This is a genomic window from Arthrobacter sp. 3Tela_A, from assembly GCF_049311025.1.
Lineage (GTDB): Bacteria > Actinomycetota > Actinomycetes > Actinomycetales > Micrococcaceae > Arthrobacter_B.
The window spans coordinates 1-23,269 of record NZ_JAXIOM010000058.1 but is presented as its reverse complement, the minus strand read 5'-3'; the positions used below and the strand labels follow the sequence as shown (position 1 = coordinate 23,269).

The 23,269-nt window shown below is 66.1% G+C and carries 21 protein-coding genes and 1 other RNA gene; 9 read left to right on the top strand and 13 right to left on the bottom strand.

Going from position 1 to position 23,269, the window contains the following annotated elements:
* Nucleotides 1–62: 62 nt before the first annotated feature.
* From TVC13_RS14915 to TVC13_RS14890, 6 genes are all read right to left on the bottom strand, one after another.
* A complete protein-coding gene (locus TVC13_RS14915) occupies nucleotides 63–1,133 on the bottom strand; it encodes a YsnF/AvaK domain-containing protein (protein WP_422401969.1) in 1,071 nt (356 codons plus the stop codon).
* Nucleotides 1,134–1,468: 335 nt separating this feature from the next.
* On the bottom strand, nucleotides 1,469–3,157 hold the full coding sequence (locus TVC13_RS14910) for a long-chain-fatty-acid--CoA ligase (protein ID WP_422401968.1): 1,689 nt from the start codon (nucleotides 3,155–3,157) through the stop codon (nucleotides 1,469–1,471).
* Between the two features lie 109 nt (nucleotides 3,158–3,266).
* Complete coding sequence (locus TVC13_RS14905; protein WP_422401967.1) at nucleotides 3,267–4,220, bottom strand: ATP-grasp domain-containing protein; 954 nt, start codon at nucleotides 4,218–4,220, stop codon at nucleotides 3,267–3,269.
* Between the two features lie 38 nt (nucleotides 4,221–4,258).
* The gene (locus tag TVC13_RS14900) at nucleotides 4,259–5,830 is read right to left on the bottom strand and encodes an AbgT family transporter (protein WP_422401966.1); all 1,572 of its coding nucleotides are present in this window, start codon (nucleotides 5,828–5,830) and stop codon (nucleotides 4,259–4,261) included.
* A gap of 81 nt (nucleotides 5,831–5,911) precedes the next feature.
* Nucleotides 5,912–7,237: a M20 family metallopeptidase gene (locus TVC13_RS14895; protein WP_422401965.1), complete on the bottom strand. Its 1,326-nt coding sequence runs from the start codon at nucleotides 7,235–7,237 to the stop codon at nucleotides 5,912–5,914.
* A 129-nt stretch (nucleotides 7,238–7,366) separates the two neighbouring features.
* Entirely contained in the window at nucleotides 7,367–8,119 is a 753-nt protein-coding gene (locus TVC13_RS14890; RefSeq protein ID WP_422401964.1) for an SDR family NAD(P)-dependent oxidoreductase, read from the bottom strand.
* A gap of 129 nt (nucleotides 8,120–8,248) precedes the next feature.
* On the opposite strand from TVC13_RS14890, the gene TVC13_RS14885 reads away from it, so the two are divergent.
* The 3 genes from TVC13_RS14885 to TVC13_RS14875 all read left to right on the top strand — a co-directional run bounded on the left by TVC13_RS14885 (nucleotide 8,249) and on the right by TVC13_RS14875 (nucleotide 11,124).
* A complete protein-coding gene (locus TVC13_RS14885; RefSeq protein ID WP_422401963.1) occupies nucleotides 8,249–8,926 on the top strand; it encodes a phosphoribosyltransferase in 678 nt (225 codons plus the stop codon).
* 112 nt (nucleotides 8,927–9,038) lie between these two features.
* On the top strand, nucleotides 9,039–9,635 hold the full coding sequence (locus TVC13_RS14880; protein ID WP_422401962.1) for an HdeD family acid-resistance protein: 597 nt from the start codon (nucleotides 9,039–9,041) through the stop codon (nucleotides 9,633–9,635).
* 202 nt (nucleotides 9,636–9,837) lie between these two features.
* On the top strand, nucleotides 9,838–11,124 hold the full coding sequence (locus TVC13_RS14875; RefSeq protein ID WP_422401961.1) for an ammonium transporter: 1,287 nt from the start codon (nucleotides 9,838–9,840) through the stop codon (nucleotides 11,122–11,124).
* A 96-nt stretch (nucleotides 11,125–11,220) separates the two neighbouring features.
* Here the strand turns inward: TVC13_RS14875 and TVC13_RS14870 are convergent, their stop codons facing one another.
* Nucleotides 11,221–13,011: a thiamine pyrophosphate-requiring protein gene (locus TVC13_RS14870; RefSeq protein ID WP_422401960.1), complete on the bottom strand. Its 1,791-nt coding sequence runs from the start codon at nucleotides 13,009–13,011 to the stop codon at nucleotides 11,221–11,223.
* 203 nt (nucleotides 13,012–13,214) lie between these two features.
* On the opposite strand from TVC13_RS14870, the gene TVC13_RS14865 reads away from it, so the two are divergent.
* Complete coding sequence (locus tag TVC13_RS14865) at nucleotides 13,215–14,672, top strand: benzaldehyde dehydrogenase (protein ID WP_422401959.1); 1,458 nt, start codon at nucleotides 13,215–13,217, stop codon at nucleotides 14,670–14,672.
* 64 nt (nucleotides 14,673–14,736) lie between these two features.
* Here TVC13_RS14865 and TVC13_RS14860 read toward each other — a convergent pair whose 3' ends face one another.
* The 3 genes from TVC13_RS14860 to TVC13_RS14850 are packed head-to-tail and all read right to left on the bottom strand — an operon-like array spanning nucleotide 14,737 to nucleotide 16,519.
* Entirely contained in the window at nucleotides 14,737–15,192 is a 456-nt protein-coding gene (locus tag TVC13_RS14860) for a carboxymuconolactone decarboxylase family protein (RefSeq protein ID WP_422401958.1), read from the bottom strand.
* Nucleotides 15,189–15,536: a GNAT family N-acetyltransferase gene (locus TVC13_RS14855; RefSeq protein WP_422401970.1), complete on the bottom strand. Its 348-nt coding sequence runs from the start codon at nucleotides 15,534–15,536 to the stop codon at nucleotides 15,189–15,191. The genes TVC13_RS14860 and TVC13_RS14855 overlap by 4 nt, the downstream gene beginning before the upstream one ends.
* Entirely contained in the window at nucleotides 15,533–16,519 is a 987-nt protein-coding gene (locus tag TVC13_RS14850; RefSeq protein WP_422401957.1) for a pirin family protein, read from the bottom strand. Before TVC13_RS14850 ends, TVC13_RS14855 begins: the two co-directional genes overlap by 4 nt.
* Nucleotides 16,520–16,669: 150 nt before the next feature.
* On the opposite strand from TVC13_RS14850, the gene TVC13_RS14845 reads away from it, so the two are divergent.
* From TVC13_RS14845 to TVC13_RS14830, 4 genes are all read left to right on the top strand, one after another.
* Nucleotides 16,670–17,206 carry a dihydrofolate reductase family protein gene (locus tag TVC13_RS14845; RefSeq protein ID WP_422401956.1) on the top strand — a complete coding sequence of 179 codons (537 nt, stop codon included), beginning with the start codon at nucleotides 16,670–16,672 and terminating at the stop codon, nucleotides 17,204–17,206.
* A 143-nt stretch (nucleotides 17,207–17,349) separates the two neighbouring features.
* Entirely contained in the window at nucleotides 17,350–18,168 is an 819-nt protein-coding gene (locus TVC13_RS14840; protein WP_422401955.1) for an alpha/beta fold hydrolase, read from the top strand.
* Nucleotides 18,165–19,763, top strand: a complete 1,599-nt coding sequence (locus tag TVC13_RS14835) for an ATP-binding protein (RefSeq protein ID WP_422401954.1) — start codon at nucleotides 18,165–18,167, stop codon at nucleotides 19,761–19,763. Before TVC13_RS14840 ends, TVC13_RS14835 begins: the two co-directional genes overlap by 4 nt.
* A gap of 144 nt (nucleotides 19,764–19,907) precedes the next feature.
* A complete protein-coding gene (locus tag TVC13_RS14830) occupies nucleotides 19,908–20,381 on the top strand; it encodes a GtrA family protein (RefSeq protein ID WP_422401953.1) in 474 nt (157 codons plus the stop codon).
* Nucleotides 20,382–20,383: 2 nt separating this feature from the next.
* Here TVC13_RS14830 and TVC13_RS14825 read toward each other — a convergent pair whose 3' ends face one another.
* The 3 genes from TVC13_RS14825 to ssrA all read right to left on the bottom strand — a co-directional run bounded on the left by TVC13_RS14825 (nucleotide 20,384) and on the right by ssrA (nucleotide 22,510).
* On the bottom strand, nucleotides 20,384–21,220 hold the full coding sequence (locus tag TVC13_RS14825; RefSeq protein ID WP_422401952.1) for an SDR family oxidoreductase: 837 nt from the start codon (nucleotides 21,218–21,220) through the stop codon (nucleotides 20,384–20,386).
* A 101-nt stretch (nucleotides 21,221–21,321) separates the two neighbouring features.
* Complete coding sequence (locus TVC13_RS14820) at nucleotides 21,322–22,044, bottom strand: AAA family ATPase (RefSeq protein ID WP_422401951.1); 723 nt, start codon at nucleotides 22,042–22,044, stop codon at nucleotides 21,322–21,324.
* A gap of 95 nt (nucleotides 22,045–22,139) precedes the next feature.
* Nucleotides 22,140–22,510: a transfer-messenger RNA gene (ssrA, locus tag TVC13_RS14815) on the bottom strand.
* 71 nt (nucleotides 22,511–22,581) lie between these two features.
* On the opposite strand from ssrA, the gene TVC13_RS14810 reads away from it, so the two are divergent.
* A partial coding sequence (locus TVC13_RS14810; RefSeq protein WP_422401950.1) for a nucleoside/nucleotide kinase family protein occupies nucleotides 22,582–23,269 on the top strand: 688 nt, incomplete at its 3' end.

The following is a 23,269-nucleotide window of genomic DNA, read 5'->3' as shown; positions in this document are numbered from 1 at the left end:
ACCCCCGCCGCCGCCGGGGCGGGGGGGTTCCGGCTGTCTTTATTCTGCGGAGGACCCTGCCGTCAGCGCGAGCTGCCGGAACCGGAGCCGGAATCGTCATGGCCGGAGCCGTGACGCCCGGAATCATGGTGACCCGATCCGTGTTCCGAACCTGCATCACCTTCCGACCCGGCGGACATGGTCCGTCCGGAGGCGTCTTCCACTTCTGTGTCGATTTTCTCCTTGCGTACGTCCCCGGAGACGGTTTCCGACCCGGTGACGGTTTCGGTATCCAGCCGCACCCGCTCCACCGGTTCGGTGTGCTTTTGCACGACTGGCTCCTCTGCGTGCAGCGTGACTTCGTATTCGTCCTCACGCATCTCCGGTCCGCTCATGGCGGCGTCACGGTTCGCGTCCGTGATCGGCTCGCGCTCGATCACCACTTCCTCATGGCTGACCGGCACCTGCGTGGTGACAGTGTCCGTCACCGTGTACTTCCGCAGCCGGGCCCGGCCGGTCTCATGGCGTTCGGTACCGACGTCGAGCCGCTCCTCCGACCGCGTCATGGCGTCATCGATGCCGGAGCGGGACCCGGAGCTGTCCGAAAAGCCTGTGGTGCCGGATTGGCCGGTACCGGAACCCATGCCTGAGCCGGAACCCGAACCTGAACCCGAGCCGGAGCCTGATCCGGAACCCACTCCGGAGCCGGACTGCGTGTCATCCACCAGGCCGGAACGGCCGTGGCCGGTCCCGGAAATAGTCTCCGTATCGGACTCAATCAGAGTGTCCGTGCCGGCATCAGCGTCCAGCGAATCGGCGTCGGAAGTCCCGTCGTCATACGTGAAGCCGTAGTAGCGGTAGAGCGTGACTTCTTCCTCGGCGCTGATGGAGCCGTCGCTGGCGATCTGCGGGGCGTTCTTGACCTCATCCTTGGAGTAGGGCACCAGCACGTCGATGCCCTCGACGGTGGCCTCGCTGAGCGGGACAAACGTCTCACTCGTTCCGAACAGGCCCGTGTTCACCGTGACCCACGCCGGTTCGTTGGTCTGGTCATCGAGGTAGAACGTTCCCACGGATCCGATTTTGTCGCCGTTGGGACCCAGTACGTTCCCCGAAGCGGCCATGAGTCCTTCGACTTGCTCGTTGCTGATCATCGTGTTTTCTCCTTCGGCAGCGAATCTGCGCCGGGGTCCGGCACAGCGATCACGATTCTCGAGCCGGGATCCGGTCCAGCCGCTTCCGCCCGCAGCGCCTAAATCGCCATGCCGGGCGGGTAACCGCCCGGGACGGCACCGTTTCACCGGTGCCGGTCCCGGCTCCTATGGCCATTTCTCCGGCCGGGCCTGAATTGCCAAGCCTACTTATCATTCCACTGCCTGAGTGCAGGCGCGTCAATAGGAAACCGGGTACGCCCGGGCATGGGATCAAAGGAGCGGTGGACATGGCTCCGGCATGGGAAAACGAAGCGGAGCCTGTGGGAAAGAGGAGGTTAGAGCGAATCCTGCAGCGACTCGCGGACCTGCTTGCGCAGTACCTTGCCCAGCATGGACTTGGGCAGTTCGTCGATCGCCACGATGCGCCTCGGGACCTTGTACGGAGTCAGCCGCTCGCGGCAAAAGGCCCGCAGGGCCTGCTCATCGAGTTCCGTGTCAGGCTGCATAACGACGGCGGCAACCACCTGCTCACCGCCGGCACCGCGGGGCAGGCCCACGACTGCGACGTCTGAGATGGCCTGGTTGCTGCGGATGACTTCCTCCACCTCGGACGGGGATACGTTGAAGCCGCCGGTGATGATCAGTTCCTTGCGGCGGTCCACGACCTTCACGAATCCGTCTTCGTCAACGGTGACGATGTCCCCGGTGCGAAGCCAGCCGTCCTCGGTGAGGATCTCTTCGGTTTCCTCCGGGTTGTTCCAGTATCCGGAGAACACCTGCGGTCCGCTGATCAGCAGCTCGCCCGGCTCGCCCTGAGGGACGTCACGGGAGAGATCGTCCGGATCCGCGACGCGCATGCGGGTGCTGGGGAACGGCACGCCGATGGTGCCGTTCCGGCGGGTCTCAGCGAACGGGTTGCCCAGTGCCACCGGGGAGGATTCGGTCAGCCCGTAGCCCTCCACCAGCAGGCCGCCGGAGACTTCCTCCCAGATTTCAACCGTCTTGGGTGAGAGGGTCATGGCGCCGGAAATGGCGAAGCGGATCGTGGAAATGTCGATTCCGCGCTTCTTTGACTCGATGGCCACCTTCTCGTAGATCGGGGGCACGGCACAGAAGACGGTGGGCTTGGACTTCTTCGCGGCGTCCAGGACCAGATCGACGTCGAACTTCGGGAAAAGCACCAGGCGTGAGCCCGTGAGCATGGCGAACGTCAGGTAAAGCGTCAGGCCAAAGGCATGGAACATCGGCAGCACACCGTAGATCACTTCCTCGCCTTCTTTGGCCCCGTGCATCCAGGCCTGGCCCTGCAGCGCGTTCGAGCGGAGGTTGTAATGCGTGAGCATGACACCCTTGGGGATTCCGGTGGTGCCGGAGGTGTACTGCAGGGCAGCGAGGTCCTTCACAGCGGGCTTGGGATGCTGCGGATCGATCGGGTCGTTGGCGAGCAGCTTCTCCCAGGGGATCGTGTTCTCGGTCCTGGTCGTCAGGCCGGCCCGGGTGCGGCGGATCGAGGGGATGGGCAGGCGCAGGCCAATACGCTTCAGCCGGGGCATGGCCTTGGTGATGTCCACGGAGATAATGCTGGGCACGGCGAGGTCGTCCGGGAAGTCCTGGATCTTCTCGACTGCCTTGTCCCAGACGATGGCGACCTGGGCACCGTGGTTTTCGAACTGGTGGCGCAGCTCGCGCTCCGTGTAGAGCGGGTTGTGTCCGACGACTACGCCGCCCAGGCGCAGCACCGCGTAAAAGGCGATGAGGTACTGCGGGCAGTTGGGCAGGATGATGGCCACCCTGTGCCCCTTCTTCACGCCGAGCTTACGCAGCCCTTCAGCGGCCCGGTTGATCCGGTCGCCCAGCTGCGTGTAGGTGGTTTCGGCACCGAAGAACTCCAGCGCGACCTTGGGCCCAAACCGGGCCACAGCATCCTCCACCATCGCGGTCAGGGATTCGGTCGGCAGTTCGATTTCTGCCGGCACACCGGGCTGGTAGTGCTTTACCCACAGCGGTTCCTGGGCAGCGGTCATGGAAGGAGCTCCTTAGTTTCGGTACTTTCCGACTATATTCCAGTCACCGCATAGGTGGGCAAAGCGCCGTGGAACTCCACCGGTATGCCGGGCTGCCTTCCTGGGCTGGCTATTGGGCGAGTCCACCCAGGTACCGTGCCAGCTGCCGGGGCGCGGAGACCGGTGCCGCGGCGTCGACTACTGCGTTGTAGTTCGTGTTGGTGTTCACGTCATAGGTGAGCACCCGGCCGTCTGCCGCTTCGATGAACTCGATGCCGCAGACCTCCAGGTTCATCCGGCGCGCGAACTCCTCGTACTGGCTGATGATGGGGTGGTCGATGTCCTCCCGCAGGCTAAAGAGCTGGGTGTCCGGGTCCGGTGCGATAGATGCACCCGGCGGCATAATGGGCGTGCCGGTGGCCGGATCGATGGCGCAGGCATCCGCCGGGCAGAGCTGGAAGCCGCCGCGGGCAGTGTCCGCGCGGATGGCGTAAACGAATTTTCCGCCCACGAGTTCCACCCTGCTGATGGACGGTTCCGCTGCCTGGATGAACTCCTGCACCAGGGTGATGCCGTCCTGCGGCTCCTCGAACTCATCCGATGCGACGTAGTCCGCCAGCTCACCGTGGGATTCGAACTTGCGCACGCCCAGTCCCTTGCCGCCCTGGTTGTGCTTGAGGATAAACGGCACCGGGAATTCCTTGGCGGCGGCCAGGATCTGGCTGCGGCCGATCGCGGCGACGGTGCGGGGCGTCTCGATGCCTGCTGCACGCAGGGCTGTGAGCTGGTCCACCTTGCTCATTTCCAGCTCCAGCACCCGGCGGCCGTTGACCGTGCGGCGGCCGTGGGCCTCCAGCCAGGCCAGGACGGCCCGGGCGTAGTCCTTGGACAGGCCATGCCCGCGGGTGTGGGATGAGGCGCTGATCCGGGACCAGAAAATCCCCTCCGGCGGCGCTGCATCCAGGTCCAGAACGCCGTCCGTCAGCAGCCACTCATACACCTCAACACCCTCGGCTTCAAAGGCTTTGGCGAAGGGTGGGAACCACTCGGGATTCTCGTGCAGGGCGTATACGGGCAGTGCCATGGTGAGACCTTTCAAAGCGTTGGAGCGTGAGGGGAAGCCTACTGGATAAAGATGCCGTTGCCCGGGCCGAGGGGCAGATTGAAGACATAAAAGACGGTCAGCACGGCAACCCAGGCTACCCAGAACACCACGGTGAACGGCAGCATCCGGGAGATGACCGTGCCCAGCCCGGCAGCCGGTTCATACCGGCGCAGCATGGTCAGCAGCACGATCATGTACGGGTTCAGCGGGGTGAGTACCTGGGTGGCGGAGTCCCCCACCCGGAACGCCGCCTGCACAAAGGCCGGCTCGTACCCCAGCAGCGCGAACATGGGGACAAACACCGCGGCCATAAGCGTCCACATGGCGGAACCGGAAATGATGAACAGGTTCAGCAGCGAGGCCAGCACTATGAACGCCAGGATCGCCGGGTAACCGGTGAGCCCGATGGATTCCAGCCCGGAGGCTCCCGCGACGGCAATCCAGTTGCCGATCCCGGACCAGTTGAACAGGGCAATGAACTGCCCCAGCACAAAAGCCAGGACCAGGAACCCGCTCATCTCCTTGATGGACTGGCCCATCACCCGGGGAATGTCCCTGGCATGGGGCATGGTTCCGGTTATCCGCCCGTACACCAGGCCGGGAATCACGAACATCACAAACACGATGAAGACTATTGAAGACAGCAGTGGGGAGGAGGGCAGGAACCCGCCGTCCTCATTGCGCCACGGCGAGTTCGGCACCAGCGCTGCCGCGGCAATGATCCCGGCGACGACAGCGCCCACTGCCATGGACCAGCGCAAACCGCGCCGCTCCACCGCAGTCAGGTTCGGATCCAGGACGTCCTCTGCTGCGCTGCTGCCTGCCTCGTCGGGGTCCTGGCTGCGCGGCACAGCCTGCTTTACCAGCCGCGGTTCCAGGACCTTGTCAATCAGGAACCCCGCGGCAATGATCAGCACCGCGGAGGAGGCCACGTTGAAGAAGTAGTTGGAAACCGGGTTCACCGGTGAACCGGGGTTGGGCAGCGAACCGGTCACCGCCGTCGTAATTCCGGCGAACAGCGCGTCCAGCGAGGTGACCAGCATGGAGGTTGAATATCCGGCCCCGGCGGCCGCGAAGCCGCCGAGCAGTCCGGCCACCGGGTGCCGTCCAGCGGCCTTGAACACGAGTGCGGCAAGCGGCGGAATCACCACGAAGGCTGCGTCCGCCATGATGGATCCGGCCACGCCCACCAGCCCGACGGCGTAGGGCAGCGCCCAGCGCGGGGCGGCGCCGAAGGCCCGGCGGATCATGGCAGCGAGCAGTCCGGATTTCTCCGCCACTCCCACCGCCAGCAGGATTGGCAGCACGGTGGCCAGGGGCGGGAAACCAAGGTAGTTCTCCCCCAGCGTGGTGGTCAGCCAGCTCATCCCCTCCGCAGTGAACAGCCCGCGGATGCGGGTGGCTTCATCACTGCCCGGAACGGTGACGCTGACGTTGGCCCAGGCCATGGCCGTGGAGGCAATGGCCACCGCCCCGAAAAGCAGCAGGAACAGGATGAACGGATCCGGCAGCCGGTTCCCTACCCGTTCCACTCCGGCCAGCAGCCGGTCGGTCCTGGAAGTGCGGGCGGCAGCTGGGGCGGCGTTCATAGGGAGTCGTCCTTCGGGTAGTGCGGGATCCTAAGGCGGGGTCTTGATGCGGGGCCTGGGGGCCAGCGTTTTCGACAGCGGTCAGTCGAAGTAGCCGGCGACGTCCACGGGCCCACCGGCGTCTGCAAATTCCTGCGCTGCGGCGCGCTGCAGCTCCGGATCGCAGAAGTAGTCCAGGGCCGTCAGCGCCAGGCCGGCAGCGCCGTCGGCTGCCCCCGTGGCTGCCGCCGGCGATCCCGCAGCAGCGGCGAACTCGCGGGTGTGCAGGGCGACGTCCGGCGCGGAAATCGCGATGAGCGGATGGATTCCAGGGACCCGGTAGCTGACGTTACCGAAGTCAGTCGACGCCGCCAGTGTTTCCGAGACCACTCCGGCGGGCAGCGGGTCGCGTCCGCAGCGGCGCTGGGCGGAGAGCCAGCGGCCGGTCAATGCGCGGCTGGAGCGCACGGGCAGCGACGGCGGTTCCTCGTCCCAGTTAATGTCTGCCCCGGTGCCTGTCATCAGCGCCGCCCCGCGAACGATGTCTTCGATTCGGCCGCTCAGCTCCCTCAGCGTCTCGGGATACTTGGAGCGGGCATAGAACTTCATTTCGGCGAACTCCGGAATGATGCTGGGGCGCTCACCGCCCTCCGTGACGACGGCGTGGATCCGGTCCGACGGCGGCATCTGCTGGCGCAGCAGGCCTACGCCCTGATAGGCAAGCGTGGCGGCGTCGAGCGCATTGCGGCCCATAAAGGGCTGGGCGGAGGCATGCGCCGCAACCCCGTGGAACCGCACTGTGAGCACCCGCCGGCCCAGCCAGACCTGGTCCACCACATCTGTTCCCAGCGGGTGCACCATCATGGCTGCGTCCACCCCGTCCAGGGCGCCGTTTTGAATCATGACTTCCTTGCCGGAATAGCCCTCCTCCGCTGGCGTGCCGAGGAAGACCACCGTGCCGGGGAATGCGTCCGGATCATCCCGCAGGGTTTCGGCCAGGACCAGGAAAGCCCCCGCACCGGCAGCGGCAATGACGTTGTGCCCGCAGGCATGGCCGATGCCGGGAAGAGCATCGTATTCACCCATGATGGCCACCACCGGAGTACCGGAGCCTGCCTGCGCACGGACCGCGGTGTCCAGCCCGTGGACCCCCACTGCGGCGTCGAATCCGTGCCCTTCCAGAAGGTCCGCCACCCGGCGGGCACTACGGTGTTCCTGATAGGCGGTTTCCGGGTCCTGATGCAGCTGCGCAGCCAGGTCTGCCAGCTCCGGAGCCAGTGCATCAACACGTTTCAGGACGGCGTCTGCGAGCGCTTCCGGGGCACCGGCAAAGGGGGATTCCTGGTGCTGGACGTGCCCGCGGCGGAACTGCGTTTCCTTATCCAGGTAGTCCAGGTACAGAGTGCTTGGCTGCGTTGGATCAGTCATGGTGGCCACCCTATGACTGATCCGGAGCTGCTGCCTATCGCTGCCGGTTTGTCCCGGACCGGGGGTTCCGGTGCTGGCGGGGTCCCGGTTAGGATTCGCTCCGGTCTCGGGTTCCCGCCGGAAGCGAGCCTACCGCCCGCGGCCGCCGATCCGTGCAACCAGGCCCTGCGGCCCGCGGCTCCCCACCGCGGCGAGCACCTTGTACCGCTTCGACGGCACCGAGACTCCCTTGCCGGCGAAGGCGTCCGCGAGGCCCTCGCGCACCACCCGTTCCGCGTCCAGCCACATCCACCTGGGGTAGAGCGTCTTGTCCATCTGCATCCGCTGGTGGAACTCGGTGTGCACAAAGCCCGGACAGACGGCAGTCACCGAGATGCCCCGCACTGCGTAATGCAGGTTGGCCCAGCGGCTGAAGTTGATGACCCAGGCTTTCGCCGCACTGTATGTTCCGCGGGGAATGAACCCTGCAACAGAGGCAACATTGATAATCCGTCCTCCCCCGCGTTCCAGCATGGAGTTCACTGCGGCGTGGCTTAGCTGCAGCGGCGCCTGGACCAGCACCGCCAGATGGTCCACCTCGGTTTGGACCGGGTTGGCATGGAAGTCGTTCTTCAGACCGTACCCGGCGTTGTTGACCAGCACAGCGACGTCGGGCTGCCCCACCCGCGCGGCGACCTTCTCCACGCCGTCCTTCGTTGAAAGATCCGCGGGAAGCACTGACGCTTCAACCTGGTAGCGGGACGAGAGCTCTTTGGCCTTGGCCTCAAGACGCTCTTCGTCCCGTGCGGTCAGAACTACGTTGTAGCCGCGTTCTGCCAGGGCACGGGCAAACTCTGCGCCCAGTCCTGCGGTAGCTCCGGTGATTACAGCCGTTTCAGTCATTGGGACAGCCTGCTATGCCTGCGGGGGTTTGGCAATGCAGACATTCGGCGCGGCGTTGCCTCCCCGACGAGGCGTTCCTACGGTGGGAGGACGGACCCGACCCCGGGTGCCTTCCTTGTCAGGAGTGCCATGGATTTCCAGGCCGTCCATCCGTTTCCCTATGCCGACCGCGCCGATGCCGGGAGGGTGCTGGCAGCCGCCTTGGAACCTTACCGGGGCAGGACCGGTCTGCTGGTGCTGGGCCTTCCCCGCGGCGGGGTCCCGGTGGCGGCCGAGGCCGCTGCTGCCCTCCGCGCCGAACTGGATGTGGTGCTGGTGCGCAAGGTTGGCCATCCCCGCCAGCCGGAGCTCGCAGCCGGAGCGGTGGCTGAAGCAGGCGGTGCCGCCGCGGAAGTCTGGAACGAGGCGATCGTGCAGGCGTGGCTTTCCGCCGCCGGCGCCCGCGGGCAGGCGGATCTGGACACCGTTCTGGAGGCTGAGCGCGGCGAACTTCAGCGCCGGGCACAGGCTTACCGCGGCGGCCGCAGCCCACGGGACATCCGGGGGCGCCCGGTGATCGTCGTCGACGACGGCATTGCCACCGGTGCGACCATGCGAGCCGCCCTCACCGCGGTCCGCAGCCTGGATCCGGGCTGGCTGGTGGCAGCGGCTCCGATGTCCTGCGCTGGCGCAGATGCAATCACTGCTGCGGCAGACGACGTCGTCATCCCCTGGCCGGACAGCGCGCTGCCCGCCGTAGGGTCCGCCTACCGCCGCTTCGGGCAGACCAGCGAGGACGAGGTGCGTTCCCTGCTGGGCATCACTTGAGAGTTGCGCTCCGAGTCCTGAAACCGCCCGTCCGTGCTGGTCTGGGGCAGGAGCCAGGAGGATAATCCGAAGGGCTTGGGGACAGGATTTCCGAGAGCTTGGGAGGCTCGAAATGTCCATGACCAACGGTGCTTTCTACGGCGGGGGAGGACTCGGCCTGGATACCAGCGAACTCTCTGCCCGAACCATCTCCGCAGTACGGACAGGTTTCGGCGTTGTGGGCGCCGTGTCCCTGATTCTTGGCCTGCTGGTTCTCTTCTGGCCGGGGGCCACGCTGTCGGTCATCGCGTTCTTCTTTGGCCTGTATTTCCTGATCTCCGGCGCCCTAAGGGTCGTTAGCGGAATCGCCGCCCCGCTGACTCCGGGCTTGCGGGTGCTGAGCATCATTGTGGGGCTGCTGCTGTTTATTGTGGGCATCGTCGCGATCCGCAACCCGCTCTCCTCCCTGGCCGTGCTTGGCATGCTGGTGGGCATCGCCTGGATTATTGAAGGCATCATGGCACTGGCGGAGACCGAGTCCGGCGGATCGCGCTGGTACGCGATCACCTTTGGCATCCTGAGCATTGTGGCCGGCATTGTGGTGCTCTTCCTGCCGGTTGAGTCCCTTGCCGCCCTGGTGATCTTCGGCGGCATCTTCCTGGTGGTCCTGGGAGTGGTGCAGCTGGTCCGGGCGATCACCTTCGGGCGGGGAAGCGTCCGTACGGCCTGATTCCCGGCGACCCCCCGCCTGACCTGCGGTTTCAGGCAGTGCCCAGCGGCCTTCCAGCAGCTGTTAACACAGCCCTAACCTGACGGCGCTGCCGGCTGTAACACAGCAGCTCCTACGCTAAGGACAGCGGTGGGGGCCCCCGCCCCCCCCCCCCCCCGCCCCGCCCCCCGCGGCCGCTCCGCACCCGGATTGGAGCCGCTCCATGGATTCAGGAAATACGGCCTGGCTGCTGGCCAGCTCGGCGCTGGTGTGCCTGATGATTCCCGGCATCGCCTTCTTCTACGGCGGAATGGTTGGATCACGCCGGATCCTCAACATGATGATGATGTGTTTTGGCAGCGCCAGCCTGGTCGCTGTTCTGTGGGTGCTGTTCGGGTATTCCGCAGCCTTCGGCAACTCGCTGACTCCGCTCGGAGTCCTCGGCAACCCGCTGGAATTCTTCGGCTTGGACAGCCTGCTGACCGAAGATCCGGCGGCTGCCCTGCCGGCAGCCCTCTTCGCGGCCTTCCAGCTGATGTTTGCCTGCGTGACGACGGCGCTGGTCGCCGGGGCAGCGGCAGGCCGGATGAAATTCGGGGCCTGGATGGTCTTCGCAGGACTCTGGGCTGCCCTGGTTTACTTCCCGGTGGCGCACTGGGTCTTCGCGTTCAGCAGTGAGGACGGCAGCGTCACCGGCGGCTGGATTGCCAACAGCCTGGGTGCGATCGACTTTGCCGGCGGCACCGCCGTGCACATGAACGCCGGCGTCGCGGCCCTGGCCCTGGCTCTGGTCCTCGGCCGCAGCCGCGGCTGGCCGCACGTTATCACGCAGCCGCACAACCGGCCCCTGGTCATCCTGGGCGCGAGCCTGCTCTGGGTGGGCTGGTACGGCTTCAACGCCGGGTCCGCACTCAGCGCAGGGCACACCGCCGCCGTCGTTTTCCTGAACACCGCTGTTGCCGCGGCAGCCGGGCTGCTCGGCTGGGCGCTGATGGAACGGCTGCGGCTGGGACGATCCTCCACCCTGGGGGCAGCCTCCGGGCTGATCTCCGGCTTGGTTGCCATTACCCCCGCCTGCGGCGCCGTCAGCCCGCTGGGAGCCGTGGCAATCGGCGCGATCGCCGGGCTGGTTTGCTCACTGGCGATCGAGCTGAAGTTCCGGCTCGGCTATGACGATTCGCTCGACGTCGTTGGCGTGCACCTGGTGGGCGGCGTGATCGGCACCCTGCTGATCGGTTTCTTTGCCACGGCGGCTGCCCCGAACGGCGTCAGCGGCCTCTTCTACGGCGGCGGCTGGTCCCTGCTGGGGATTCAGGCGGTGGCGACGGTTGCCGTCCTGGCTTACTCGTTCGTGCTCACCTGGGCGATCGCGAAGGTCCTGGACATGGTGATGGGGCTGCGGGTTCCGGAGGAGCACGAAGTCCGGGGCATCGACATGGCCGCGCACTCGGAGTCTGCCTACCTGAACGAAGAGGAACCCGCAGAGCTGGGCGCTCCGGTCCGGCCCTAGAGCCTTCCTCTCCCCCCCATCGACATGACAGAAACTGCCCGTAGAAACCGCCCGTTCTAACGAGCAGTTTCTGTCATCTCGTTTAGTGGGTGTGGGTCAGGCCGGGGAGAGGCCCTCTTCCTGGCGCAGGTAGGTCTCCAGCAGCTCGCGGGCATGCGCGGTGTCCGGCCCTTCCTTCTCCAGCGCCTCCATCATGTCCTGCCCCTTGCTGCGCCCGGCAGGGAACGGGGGCAGCAGCGGCACATCCGGATCGGAAAGCACTTCGATCAGCACGGGCCGGTCCGCGTCGAGGGCCGCATCCCAGGCCGGACCGATCTGCGCCGGATCCTCCACCCGGATACCCTGCAGCCCCAGCAGCTCGGCGTAACGGGCATAGGAGAAGTCCGGCAGCGCCTGGCTCTGCTCGAAGCGCGGGTCGCCTTCCATTTCGCGCTGCTCCCACGTCACTTCGGCCAGCTCACGGTTGTTCAGCACCATAAGCACAAACCGGGGGTCAGCCCAGCGCGGCCAGAGCCTGCTGACGGTAATCAGTTCGGACAGTCCGGCCATCTGCATGGCACCGTCTCCGGAGAGCGCCACCACCGGCCTGTCCGGGGCGGCCAGTTTTGCCGCCAGCCCGTAGGGGATTGAGCAGCCCATGCTCGCCAGCGTGCTGGACAGGTGCGCCGGCACCCCGGCGGGCAGGCGCAGCTGCCGGGCGTACCAGTAAACGCTGCTTCCGACGTCGACGGCCACCTGCGCGTTGTCCGGCAGCCGGCTGCTCAGCTCCCGCACCGCCAGTTCCGGGTTCACCGGGTTCGCCGGGGTGGCCGCCCGTTCTGCGGCCAGCTGGTGCCAGTCCTGCACGGCGGTTTCGACTGCGGTGCGCCAGCCGGATCCGCTGCGCTCAGTGACCAGCGGGAGCAGTCCTTCCAGGGCGGCTGCGGCGTCGCCGGTGACCGCCATCTCGACCGGGTACCGGTTGCCGATCGCGGCCGCATCGACGTCGATCTGCACGGCCCGCGCGGCCCCGGGCGGCGGATAAAACTCGGTCCAGGGGTCATTGGAGCCGATGATCACCAGGGTGTCGCACTCCCCCAGCACGTACCCGCTGGCGCTGGTACCCAGATGCCCCATCACCCCGGCCGCCAGCGGATGGGACTCATCCACGTACGGCTTGCCCATCAGCGACGTCGTGATCCCGGCACCGGTCTTCTCCGCGAGTGCCTTGACCTGGGGCCAGGCTCCCCGGGCCCCCTGGCCGACCAGGAAAGCCAGACGGGAACCGTCGTTGATCACCGCTGCTGCGGCCTCAAGGTCTGCGGGGGCCGGCACCAGGTTCGGCGGACTCCAGACCGGTGCACTGGTGACAATCCCGTGCTCCTGGTCCAGTTCCGGGGCGGGCGCCTGCTGGACGTCGTGCGGAATGATGACGACGGCGGGGGCCCGGTCGGCGAGCGCCGCTTTGAAGGCCCGGTCCAGGACCAGCGGCAGCTGTTCGGGACTGTTGACCTGCTGACGGAAAGAGGAGGCGACGTCGCGGGTGAGGTTCAGCAGGTCGATTTCCTGCATATAGGCCGACCCCAGAACACTGCGGGACTGCTGGCCGATGATTGCAACCACTGGAACGCTGTCCATCTTCGCGTCGTACAGTCCGTTGAGCAGATGGACGGCGCCGGGTCCCTGGGTGGAGAGCATTACGCCGGGCTGGCCGGTGTACTTGGCGTGGCCCACGGCCATAAAGGCGGCGTTTTCTTCGTGCCGGGCCTGCACGAACTCCGGGGACCCGGACCGGCGGAGGGCACCGAGCACGGTGTTGATCCCATCCCCGCTGTAGCCGAAGATCCGGTCTACGCCCCAGGCCTGGAGACGTTCGACGATCACATCTGCAACGAGCCGTTCTGCCATGGAAACCTCCATTAGTCAGCATGCTTACGGGTTTGACAGTCACTATTTCACGCGCCGCCCGCGGGAGCCAAGCAGGCCTGGACCGCCCCAGAGCGGCGAGCGCCGTCACATGACGTGACGCACATCACTTCTGGCGTACTCTTGGGGCCACTTCCTTCCAGTTCCAACCAGCACCCAGCCACCATCAAGACCTAGGAGCAGTTATGTCCCTCCTCACCACCTCCGATTGGCACGGCAAGATCAACACGGGCTCCTGGACCGCCGGCTCCGGCGGCACCATGGACGTCATTGAACCGGCAACCGGCGCCAGCCTCGGATCCGTCGGTGCCGCGAGCCGCGAGGATGTCCTTGCAGCCGCGACGCGTGCCGCAGCAGCCCAGCAGGAGTGGGCGCGGACCAAGCCCGAAGAACGGGCGGCGGTACTGCGCCGGGCCGGCATGCTCTTTGAAGAACATGCCGAGGAAATCCAGGGCTGGATTATCCGGGAAACCGGCGGCATCGGCGCCAAGGCCGGACTGGAGACCCATGTTGCCGCCAATGAGTGCTTCGATGCGTCGGCCCTTCCGGCCCACCCGGCGGGAGATGTGCTGACCAGCAACGAAGACCGCTGGTCCTTCGCACGGCGCCGGCCGGCCGGCGTCGTCTCCGTCATTTCCCCGTTCAACTTCCCGCTGATCCTCTCGATCCGCTCCGTAGCCCCTGCCCTGGCACTCGGCAACGCCGTGCTCCTCAAGCCAGACCCCCGCACCACCGTCTCCGGAGGCGTCTCGATCATGCGGGTCTTCGAAGAAGCGGGGCTGCCTGCCGGACTGCTCCAGCTGCTCCCCGGAGGGACCGACGTCGGGCAGGCACTGGTGGAGGCACCGGAAGTCCGCGTTATTTCCTTCACCGGCTCGACGGCGGCAGGCCGGAAGGTGGGCGAGGCCGCAGGCAGGCTGCTGAAGCGGGCCCACCTTGAACTGGGCGGCAACAATGCACTGATTGTGCTCCCGGGAGCGGATCTGGACCTGGCGGCGTCAGCCGGCGCCTTCGGATCATTCCTTCACCAGGGCCAGATCTGCATGACCACAGGCCGGCACCTGGTCCATGAATCACTGCTTGAGGACTACACCTCGCGGCTGGCGGACAAGGCAAAGAACCTTCCGGTGGGTGACCCGGCCAGCGGACAGGTGGCCCTCGGCCCGATCATCGACGAGCGCCAGCGGGACAACATTGACCGGCTGGTCCGGGAAGCGAAGGACGCCGGGGCACAGATCGCCGCGGGCGGGACCTATGAGGGACTGTTCTACTCCCCCACCGTGCTGACCGGCGTGACACCGGACAACCCGGCCTGGACCCAGGAGATCTTCGGCCCGGTGGCACCAGTGCTTTCCTTCACCTCCCTGGAGGAAGCCATCGCGCTGACCAACGCCTCGGAGTACGCACTCTCCGTGGGGATCCTCGGCGAGGTGGGACTGGCCATGGAAGTCGCCGACCGGGTGGTGTCCGGCAAGGTGCACATCAACGAGCAGACAGTCTCCGACGAGGCGAATTCACCGTTCGGCGGCATGGGCGCATCGGGCACCGGCTCACGCTTCGGCGGCGCCGCGGCCAACATCGATGCCTTCACGGAAATCCAGTGGCTGACCGTTCGGCCGCAGATCGCTCCGTACCCCTTCTAGTCGCGCCTGCCCGGGGTTCGGGGGGGGGGGGGTCCCGCCCCCCCCCGGCCCCCGAGGCCGGCACCTAGCGCTGGCGGACCGAGTGACCGCTGATGATCGAGACGCGGTTGAAGGCGTTCATGGCCACCGTTGCCCAGCTGAGCACGGAGAACTGCTCCGGGGTCAGCTGTCCGCGGTATTTCGCGAAGACCGCTTCCCGGTCTTCGCCGGCGGGCAGGTGCGTCAGCGCTTCAGCCAGCCCCAGGGCCGCCCGTTCCGTTTCATCGAACAGGTCAGTGTCCCGCCAGGCGGGCAGCACGGCCAGCCGCTGTTCGCTCTCCCCGGCTTCACGCGCCTGCCGGGTATGCAGGTCCAGGCAGAAGGCACAGCCGTTGAGCTGGGAGACACGCAGGTTGACCAGCTCCATGACGATTCTGCCCAGCCCCGCCTCTTCAGCGGCACTGCGGATGGCCGCCGCGGTGGCGGCGAGCGCCTGGTAGACGGGGCGGTGCTGCTTGTCGATAAAGACCTTGTCGCTCAACGTGCTGACTCCTCCTGGTTTTGGGCGGCAGATTCGGGTTGGGGCCAGTCCACAATTCCGGTGTACTCCGGATGTTTCTTCAGCCAGCCGGCAACGTAGGGGCAGTACGGCACCAGACGCAGTCCGGCTCCGCGTACGTCTTCGGCGGCGAACCGGATGAGTTCGGAGGCGATGCCCTGCCCCTGGTAGGCGTCGGAAACCTGGGTGTGCGTGAATGCCCGGCTGCCGGGCTGGTCGCGGTAGGCGGCAATCCCGGCGACCGTACCGGCGCCGTCGTCGATCGCTTCATAGCGGTGCTCCGCGGGGTTGTGCTGGATGAACATGTACGTGCCTTTCTCTGTCAGCTGCGCGGACGCAGCCGGGCGTTGGGCAGAACGGGTGCCGGGAGCGGCGGAAGCGGATCATTCGGGACGGCAGTAAACCGGGCAGCGGGCGTCGTCCCGGGATGTGTCTCCGCGCCGATGTGCTGCTGCCAGTCGCGGCGGTACTGGACGACTTCATCATGGCTGCGGCCAATAAAGTTCCACCACATGACGATCGTTTCGCCGAGCGGTTCGCCTCCGATCAGCACGGCACGCACTGCGGCATCGGACGGGGCGCTGATCCGCAGGGTAGCGCTGCCGGGCGGCAGGTAGGCCAGTTCCCCGGGGCCGACGGCGGCACCCTGGAAGTGCGGTGCACCGGTGTCCGCGAGGAGCCCGTACTCGAAGCGGGGATCGGCGTCGAGCTCCAGCACGGTTCCCGGCTGCAGGAGCAGTTCCGCGCCGACGATCGGGGAATGCGTGCGGACGGGGGAAACTGACCCGGCGAGATCACCGAGAAACACCCGTGCTTCCCAGCCCGGGCCGCGGACGGACTCGGGAGCGTAGTGCTCGAAGCGCGGTTCCGTGTGGCGGGAGGCTTCCGGCAGGGCCAGCCAGAGCTGGACGCCATGCAGGACGCTGGCCTGCGGCGTGGAGACCTCGGAGTGGGCGATGCCGCGGCCGGCGGTCATGAGGTTGAGTTCACCGGGACGGACCATGGCGTGCGCGCCGGTGCTGTCCCGGTGCTCAATCTCGCCGGTAAAGAGCCAGCTGACTGTCTGCAGGCCGGTGTGCGGATGGGGAGGCACCACCATGCCGCCGGTGCGGGCGACGGCGTCGGGCCCGTAATGGTCCACAAAACACCACGCGCCGATCAGGCTGCGGCTGCGCTGGGGCAGGGTGCGCCGGACCGGCATGGCCCGCGGACCGCCCAGCGGGACGTCCCGGGGCATCAGGATTTCGACCTCGGCGGCGGGCGTACTGGCACATTCGACTTCCAGCGGAGCAGTCTCGACGTTGCTCATACCTCTCCCCAATCCATTCCGTGTCACGGCTATTCCCGATGGTACATGCATATGCATGTAATGGGTGGATTCAGCTTCAAATGCATCATCGAGAAGGGAGGGATGGGACCAGCTCTAACCTTTTGGGAAGCCCGGCCGGTATCCTCAAGCATGGCAAAAGTCATCTATTACGTTGCATCGTCACTGGATGGCTTCATCGCCACTGAAGACGACAGCCTCGAGTGGCTGCTGGGCTTTGGGTTCGCAGCTTTCCAGGACCACTACGATCAGTTCATCTCCGGAGTGGGCGCCCTCATTATGGGCGCCACAACCTACGAATGGATCCGCCGGGAGCAGCCGGACAGCTGGGACTACGGCGAACTGCCCTGCCTGGTACTGACCCACCGGGAACTTCAGGCCCCGCCCGGTTCAGGCGTCCGCTTTACCCGCGGTGATCCCGGGCAGATCCTGGAGCAGGCCAGGGAACTCGCCGGGGAACGGAATGTGTGGTTGGTTGGCGGCGGAGACGTGGCTGCCCAGTTCGCTGACGCAGGCCTGCTGGATGAACTCTGGGTCACCTACATGCCCGTCGCCCTGGGCGCCGGACGGCGGCTGCTGCCCGTGGCGAACCCTACCGCCCGGATGCATCTGATCGGCACCACGTCCTTCAACGGCGGTGCCGCCGAACTGCGCTTCGCACGCGACTGAGCCGCTGTCTGCCGGCTCGGCCCCATCAGCAGCAAGGGGGCGCGTGTCGTGCGCGGCGGCATTCTCCGAGCCCGGTACCGGGGACGGTAAAGTTCACTCCAGCACCACCTCCCACATAGCACACGACCAAAGGCCGCCGTCCCATGACGACTGACGTTTCCGCCCGCAACAATGTCCGGATTCTCGGCAACAGTGCGGGGCCGGTTGTCATGTTCGGCCACGGCTTCGGCTGTGACCAGGGGATGTGGCGGCGGGTGCTCCCGTATTTCACCCCGGACTACCGGGTGGTCCTGTTCGACCATGTGGGAGCCGGCGGATCCGACAAGGACGCCTATACCCCGGCCAAGTACGCCACCCTCCAGGGGTATGTGCAGGACCTGCTGGAGATCTGCGCCGAGCTGGACCTGCGCGACGTCACCTTTGTAGGCCACAGCGTCAGCGCCATGATGGCCGTTGCTGCCGCAGCCGAGGCGCCGGAGGCCTTCGCGAACCTTGTCCTCCTTGCTTCCTCTCCCAGCTACATGGACCGCCCCGAAGACGGTTACTCGGGAGGGTTCAGCGCCGCCGACATCGACGAGCTGCTGGTCTCCCTGGACGCAAACTATCTGGTGTGGGCTGCCGCTATGGCACCCATGATCATGGGCAATCCGGACAGCCCCGAACTGCACAACGAGCTGGAAGGCAGCTTCTGCCGGCTGGATCCGGCGGTCGCCCGCGACTTCGCGCGCGTTTCCTTCCGCTCCGATGTCCGGGAGCAGCTGGCAGAGGTCAAGGTCCCCTCCTTGATTCTGCAGTGCTCGGATGATCTGCTGGCCCCTCCGCACATCGGCACCTACACGCAGGAGAAGATGCCGGACGCGACCCTGGTCCAGCTTCGCGCCACCGGCCACCTGCCCCACGTCAGTGCACCCGCTGAAACCGCGGAGGCCATACTGTCCTATCTTTCGCGGACACCGGCGTGAACGGACACCCGGCAGGAGCTGAGCTGCCCCCTGCCGCCGTCAGCCTGGATTACCAGGAGCTGTTCCACAGTTCACCGTCGGGCTACCTGATTACGCTCGAGGACGGGACGATCGCCGAAGCCAACGCGACCTTCGCCAACTGGATCGGCTGCCCCCGCGAAGACCTGATCGGCACTAGCCTGCTGTCCCTCCTGCCGGTAGGGGACCGGATCGTCTACTCCACGCATGCCCTCCCCCAGCTCGGCGTCGGCCGGTCCTTCGCTGAGCTTGCCGTCGATTTCCTCAGCGCTGACGGCACCCGGCTCCCGGCTCTCATCTCAGCCAACCGGCAGCCCGCGGAGGGATCCCGCCCGGCCATGGACCGGGTGGTGGTCTTCAACGCACACGAACGCCGGCTTTACGAGCGTGAACTTGTTACTGCACTCCGCGCAGCGGAGCAGGCCGAGGCGGCCCGCGCCAGCGCGGAGGCCGTGGTGCTCGAGAAGCAGCGGGCGCTGCAGGAAAAGGACCGTGTACTCCAGGAGAGCCTGGCCGAAAGCCGGCGCAAGGAATCCCTGCTGCAAACCGTACTCAACACCGTGGAGGTTGGCGTCTCCGTGGTCGACGAGGAGGGCAACGCCATCCTCACGAACTCCCGCCAGCGGTTCATCAACCGGCGGGCACTGCCCCCGGGGGCAACGGAAGCAGACGAATGCCAGCTGCTGATTTTTGGTCCGGACCGGATCACGCCGCTCCCGCCGGAAATGCGCCCGGTACGCCGAACCGTCCTGGGCCAGTCCTTCTCCGACCAGCTGGTGTTCTTCGGCACCGGAGAACAGCAGCGTGCGTTCAGCGTGACAGCCCGGTCCGTGCAGCGGCAGGGCGGTTTTCAGGGGTCGGTGCTTGCCTTCAGCGATGTGACCGGACTCGTGAACGCGGTTGCAGCCAAGGAAGACTTCGTCGCCAACGTTTCCCACGAACTGCGCACCCCTCTGACCTCCATCATGGGCTACCTGGATCTGGCCCTGGAGGACGAGGAGCAGATCCCCCGTTACGTTGCCTCCTCGCTGCGGGTTGCCCTGCGCAACTCCGAGAAGCTGCTGGAGCTCGTATCCGACCTGCTCTCCGCTGCCGCCGGGCCCAGCAGCATCGAACAGGTCCCGGCCGATCTCTCCGAGCTGCTCCGCAGTGCCCTTACATCGGCTGCGCCGCGGGCGGAGATCAACAAGGTCCACCTGGTGTCCGACTTTCCGCCCGAGCTTCCGGCGGTCCTGGATCCGCAGCGGATCAGCCAGGTCATCGATAACCTCCTCTCCAACGCGGTGAAGTACTCCCCCGACGGCGGCAGGGTTACGGTCCGCGCGTGGAGCACCGCGGACACGATCGCGTTTGAGGTCTCCGACACGGGAATCGGCATGACCAAGGCAGAGCAGGCAGAGGTCTTCACCAAATTTTTCCGGTCCGGGACCAGCCGGAAGGCTGCCATTCCGGGGGTCGGCCTGGGTCTGGTGATCAGCAAGAACATCGTCGAGGCGCACGGCGGGTCCATCACCCTCCAGAGCGAGGCCGGGAGCGGCACAGTCTTCAGTGTCCGGCTGCCTGTTCGGGCATCGTGACGGGGAGGACACGGATTTTGTCCGGTTTTGGTGCATGTGAAAACATCGAAGCGGAGCCCCTATCCGTGGTTCTTGCGCCTGCGGCCGGACTGCAGGACAACACACCTCGGCCCGCGCGGGGCCGGAAGAAGAACTGGTAGCAGCATGGACGGCATTTCGACTGCCCGGAAGGTTTTCCGGAGACTCGGCTCCTTCTCCTTAGTGGGCACCGTGGCGTTCCTGGTGGACATCGGGCTCTTTAATCTCCTTGTCGCCACCGTCCTCGACAACAATCCCATCTCCGCGAAGATCGTCTCTGTCATCGTTGCGACCACCATTTCGTGGCTGGGCAGCAGGTATCTCACTTTCCGCCGCACCCGTGGGCGCAGCGTACGGTCGGAGACCATCCTGTTCGCGCTGACCAACCTGGTGGGGCTGGGGATAGCCACCGGCTGCCTGTTCGTTTCCCATTACGTCCTCGGTTTCACCAGCCAGTTCGCGGACAATATTTCCGGCAACATCATCGGCGTCCTGCTGGGCAACGTTTTCCGGTACTTCGCCTACCGGTACATCGTTTTCACCGAGCCAAAGGGGAGCGCGGGCAGCTCGGAACGCGAAGACGCTGAACTGTCCCGCTAGCCTCACATGGCAGGCGGCTCCGGTGCTGCCGGCGGCTGGCTGGGCATAGGCGCTCCGGGAGGCGACGACGGCGCCGCACCAGGTTCAGAACTCAATTCAGCTACCTCATACCGTGCCAGGCCTGCGGTCTCACCACCGTCGGCCACAAACTCGGCGCCCGTGGAGAAGCTGGATTCGTCGCTGGCGAGAAACAACACCAGGTTGGCGATCTCTTCCGGCTCACCCATGCGGTGCAGCGCCACATGTTCCTGCCCTCCTTCCAGCCCTTCCGTCATGGGCGTCCGCACCGCACCCGGATGTACCGAGTTGACCCGGATTCCGTACGGGCCAAGGTCAATGGCAACAGATTTGGTTAGACCGCGGACCCCATATTTCGCGGCTGTGTATCCCGGCAGATCCTTGTAGCCCTGCAGCCCGGCGGTGGAGGAAAGGTTGATGATGGATGCTCCGGCCGAGCGCTTCATTGGCTCCACCACGGCCTTGATCCCCAGGAAAACCCCGGTGAGGTTAATGGCGATGATCGTGTTCCACTGCTCCAGCGTGTAATCCTCAATGCTGCCGAAGTTCGCAATTCCGGCATTGTTCACCAGCACGTCGAGCCCGCCGAACTTCTCTTCAGCTTCCCGGACAGCCGCCGCCCAGTCCTGGGGATTGGTGACATCCAGATGTACAAAAGCCGCAGCGGAGCCCAGAGAATCCGCCAGAGCCCGGCCCTCGGCGTCGAGCACGTCTCCGATCACCGCCTGAGCGCCTTCATCGGCTAGGCGCCGGACCACCGCGGCTCCGATCCCCCGCGCACCTCCGCTGACCAAGACCGTTTTGCCGCTGACCCGTCCCATGGAACCTCCTCGGTGCCGGCCGGCGGAGCGGTGCACTCCTGGTCAACGGCCGTCTCTGCACATCCAACTACCCGGCGGAGCAGAAGTCACGGCCGGTCTTCCTAGAGATGGCGCAGGTACCGCTCCGGCGAGGTCAGGAAGGACCGCCAGTTCGCCACCAGCTCCAGGTTTTCCCAGGCACTGTGCCGCAGGCCCCACGGCCCGAGCTCCAAGATCTCCGCCCCTGGAAGGGCAGCCAGGAGCGGCGAATGGGTGGACATAATGACCTGGGACCTGCCGTCGGCCAGCAGCCCCTTGAGTACTGAGAGAAGGCTGAGGCACCCGGAGAAGGACAGTGCGGATTCAGGCTCATCCAGCACCCACAGCCCGCGGCCCCGGAACCGGTCCGCAGCCAGCTGCAGGAAAGACTCCCCGTGGGACATCTCGTGGAAGGGGATGTCCGGCAGGCCGCCCCTGGGGTTCTCTTCCAGATAGGTATAGAAACCGTGCATGGTTTCAGCCCGCAGGAAGTATCCGCGCCTTGCGGCCCCGGCATTCCGGACCAGCCGCAGGTGATCCGCCAGGATGGATTCCGTGGAGCGCGTAGTGTGCCGCGCGCCCGTTGAACCGCCCTCGGCGGACAGTCCGTAGGCCAGTGCAACTGCCTCGATGAGCGTTGATTTCCCTGACCCGTTTTCACCCACAAGGATGGTGGCCGGGCCCAGCTCAAGTCCATGGTCCAGAATCCGGGCCACCGGCGGCAGCGCAGCCGGCCAGGAGCTACGTTCCAGCTCATGGGCCGGGTCTTCCTCGATCCGGCGGACCGGATACCTCTGCAGGGCCATGCGCCTATTCTTGCAGCAGCGTCAACGGCGCGGACTTCCGGGAAGACGGCATACAACAAAGACTGTGCCCCGGCCTTTCGAGACGGAGCACAGCCCAGTGGAGATGGGGGGGAATCGAACCCCCGTCCGACGCCGACGTGCCTGGACTTCTCCGGGCGCAGCCTGCAGTGGATTTTCTTGGCCCCAGCCATCTCAGCAGGCAAGTGGCTGATCCGGGCCCAGCCGTTCAAAAAGTCCCGGACACCTGAACGGCAGCAGTGTCCGGCAGTGGCTTCCTAGACGACGCCAGGATCCGGAACGGAAGCGTTTCCGGTCTGACGGACTCACTCTGGCCTAGGCGGCGAGAGCGAAGTCAGTGCGCATAGGTTTGGCACTTATTGGTTTACAGGGGGCGTTAGCGAGATAACCCTGCATCCTCGGCCCGCTTCTCCAAACGCGGCAAACATCGTCGATACCGATCATCCCCGTATTCAGTTGCATCTCTATTAACCCACCGGATCCACAGAACATTCCAGACCCTGCGCCAAGATAGTTCCTATGCAGATCCTGGACCGCAGCCTGGCCGAACTCACTGCCGAAGCACGCCGCCTGGCGGCAGGACCGCGCCGCATCCTCGGGATCACCGGCGCGCCCGGTGCAGGCAAGTCAACGCTCGCCGCAGCACTGGCGGCTGACCTGGGACCGGAACTCGCCGTCGTCGTTCCAATGGACGGTTTCCACCTCGCCAACCGGGTGCTGGCTTCAAGGGGCATACGGGACCGCAAAGGCGCACCCGAAACGTTCGACGACGGCGGGTACGCGGCGCTGCTGCGCCGCCTCCGGCGGCAGGCTGAGCCGGTGGTCTATGCCCCGGAGTTCCGCCGGGACCTGGAAGAACCCGTTGGCTCCGCGGTGCCCGTCCGGCGGGACGTGCCGCTGGTCATCACGGAGGGCAACTACCTGCTGCTGGAATCCGGGGCGTGGCCGCAGGCGCGTGAACAGCTCGACGCCGTGTGGTTCCTGGCGCTCGGGGACGCCGAACGCATCCGCCGGCTGGCCGCACGGCACGCCGCCTTCGGCAAGACCCCGGCTGCGGCCCGGGGGGGGGGGGGGGGGGGGGGCCCCGCGAGGGGAGCCGGCACGCCGGCGGCGGGGGTCTGGCCGCCGGTCTCGGAATCTGAAGAGCTGCGGCGCTTCTGGGCCAGTGCACCACGGACCAGGGTGACGACGCCGTATCCCATCAGGG

Excerpts from the sequence above, each read along its gene's own strand:
- TVC13_RS14915 (WP_422401969.1), bottom strand. The coding sequence starts at position 1,133 with ATGATCAGCAACGAGCAAGTCGAAGGACTCATGGCCGCTTCGGGGAAC.
- TVC13_RS14910 (WP_422401968.1), bottom strand. The coding sequence starts at position 3,157 with ATGACCGCTGCCCAGGAACCGCTGTGGGTAAAGCACTACCAGCCCGGT.
- TVC13_RS14905 (WP_422401967.1), bottom strand. The coding sequence starts at position 4,220 with ATGGCACTGCCCGTATACGCCCTGCACGAGAATCCCGAGTGGTTCCCA.
- TVC13_RS14900 (WP_422401966.1), bottom strand. The coding sequence starts at position 5,830 with ATGAACGCCGCCCCAGCTGCCGCCCGCACTTCCAGGACCGACCGGCTG.
- TVC13_RS14895 (WP_422401965.1), bottom strand. The coding sequence starts at position 7,237 with ATGACTGATCCAACGCAGCCAAGCACTCTGTACCTGGACTACCTGGAT.
- TVC13_RS14890 (WP_422401964.1), bottom strand. The coding sequence starts at position 8,119 with ATGACTGAAACGGCTGTAATCACCGGAGCTACCGCAGGACTGGGCGCA.
- TVC13_RS14885 (WP_422401963.1), top strand. The coding sequence starts at position 8,249 with ATGGATTTCCAGGCCGTCCATCCGTTTCCCTATGCCGACCGCGCCGAT.
- TVC13_RS14880 (WP_422401962.1), top strand. The coding sequence starts at position 9,039 with ATGTCCATGACCAACGGTGCTTTCTACGGCGGGGGAGGACTCGGCCTG.
- TVC13_RS14875 (WP_422401961.1), top strand. The coding sequence starts at position 9,838 with ATGGATTCAGGAAATACGGCCTGGCTGCTGGCCAGCTCGGCGCTGGTG.
- TVC13_RS14870 (WP_422401960.1), bottom strand. The coding sequence starts at position 13,011 with ATGGCAGAACGGCTCGTTGCAGATGTGATCGTCGAACGTCTCCAGGCC.
- TVC13_RS14865 (WP_422401959.1), top strand. The coding sequence starts at position 13,215 with ATGTCCCTCCTCACCACCTCCGATTGGCACGGCAAGATCAACACGGGC.
- TVC13_RS14850 (WP_422401957.1), bottom strand. The coding sequence starts at position 16,519 with ATGAGCAACGTCGAGACTGCTCCGCTGGAAGTCGAATGTGCCAGTACG.
- TVC13_RS14845 (WP_422401956.1), top strand. The coding sequence starts at position 16,670 with ATGGCAAAAGTCATCTATTACGTTGCATCGTCACTGGATGGCTTCATC.
- TVC13_RS14840 (WP_422401955.1), top strand. The coding sequence starts at position 17,350 with ATGACGACTGACGTTTCCGCCCGCAACAATGTCCGGATTCTCGGCAAC.
- TVC13_RS14830 (WP_422401953.1), top strand. The coding sequence starts at position 19,908 with ATGGACGGCATTTCGACTGCCCGGAAGGTTTTCCGGAGACTCGGCTCC.
- TVC13_RS14825 (WP_422401952.1), bottom strand. The coding sequence starts at position 21,220 with ATGGGACGGGTCAGCGGCAAAACGGTCTTGGTCAGCGGAGGTGCGCGG.
- TVC13_RS14820 (WP_422401951.1), bottom strand. The coding sequence starts at position 22,044 with ATGGCCCTGCAGAGGTATCCGGTCCGCCGGATCGAGGAAGACCCGGCC.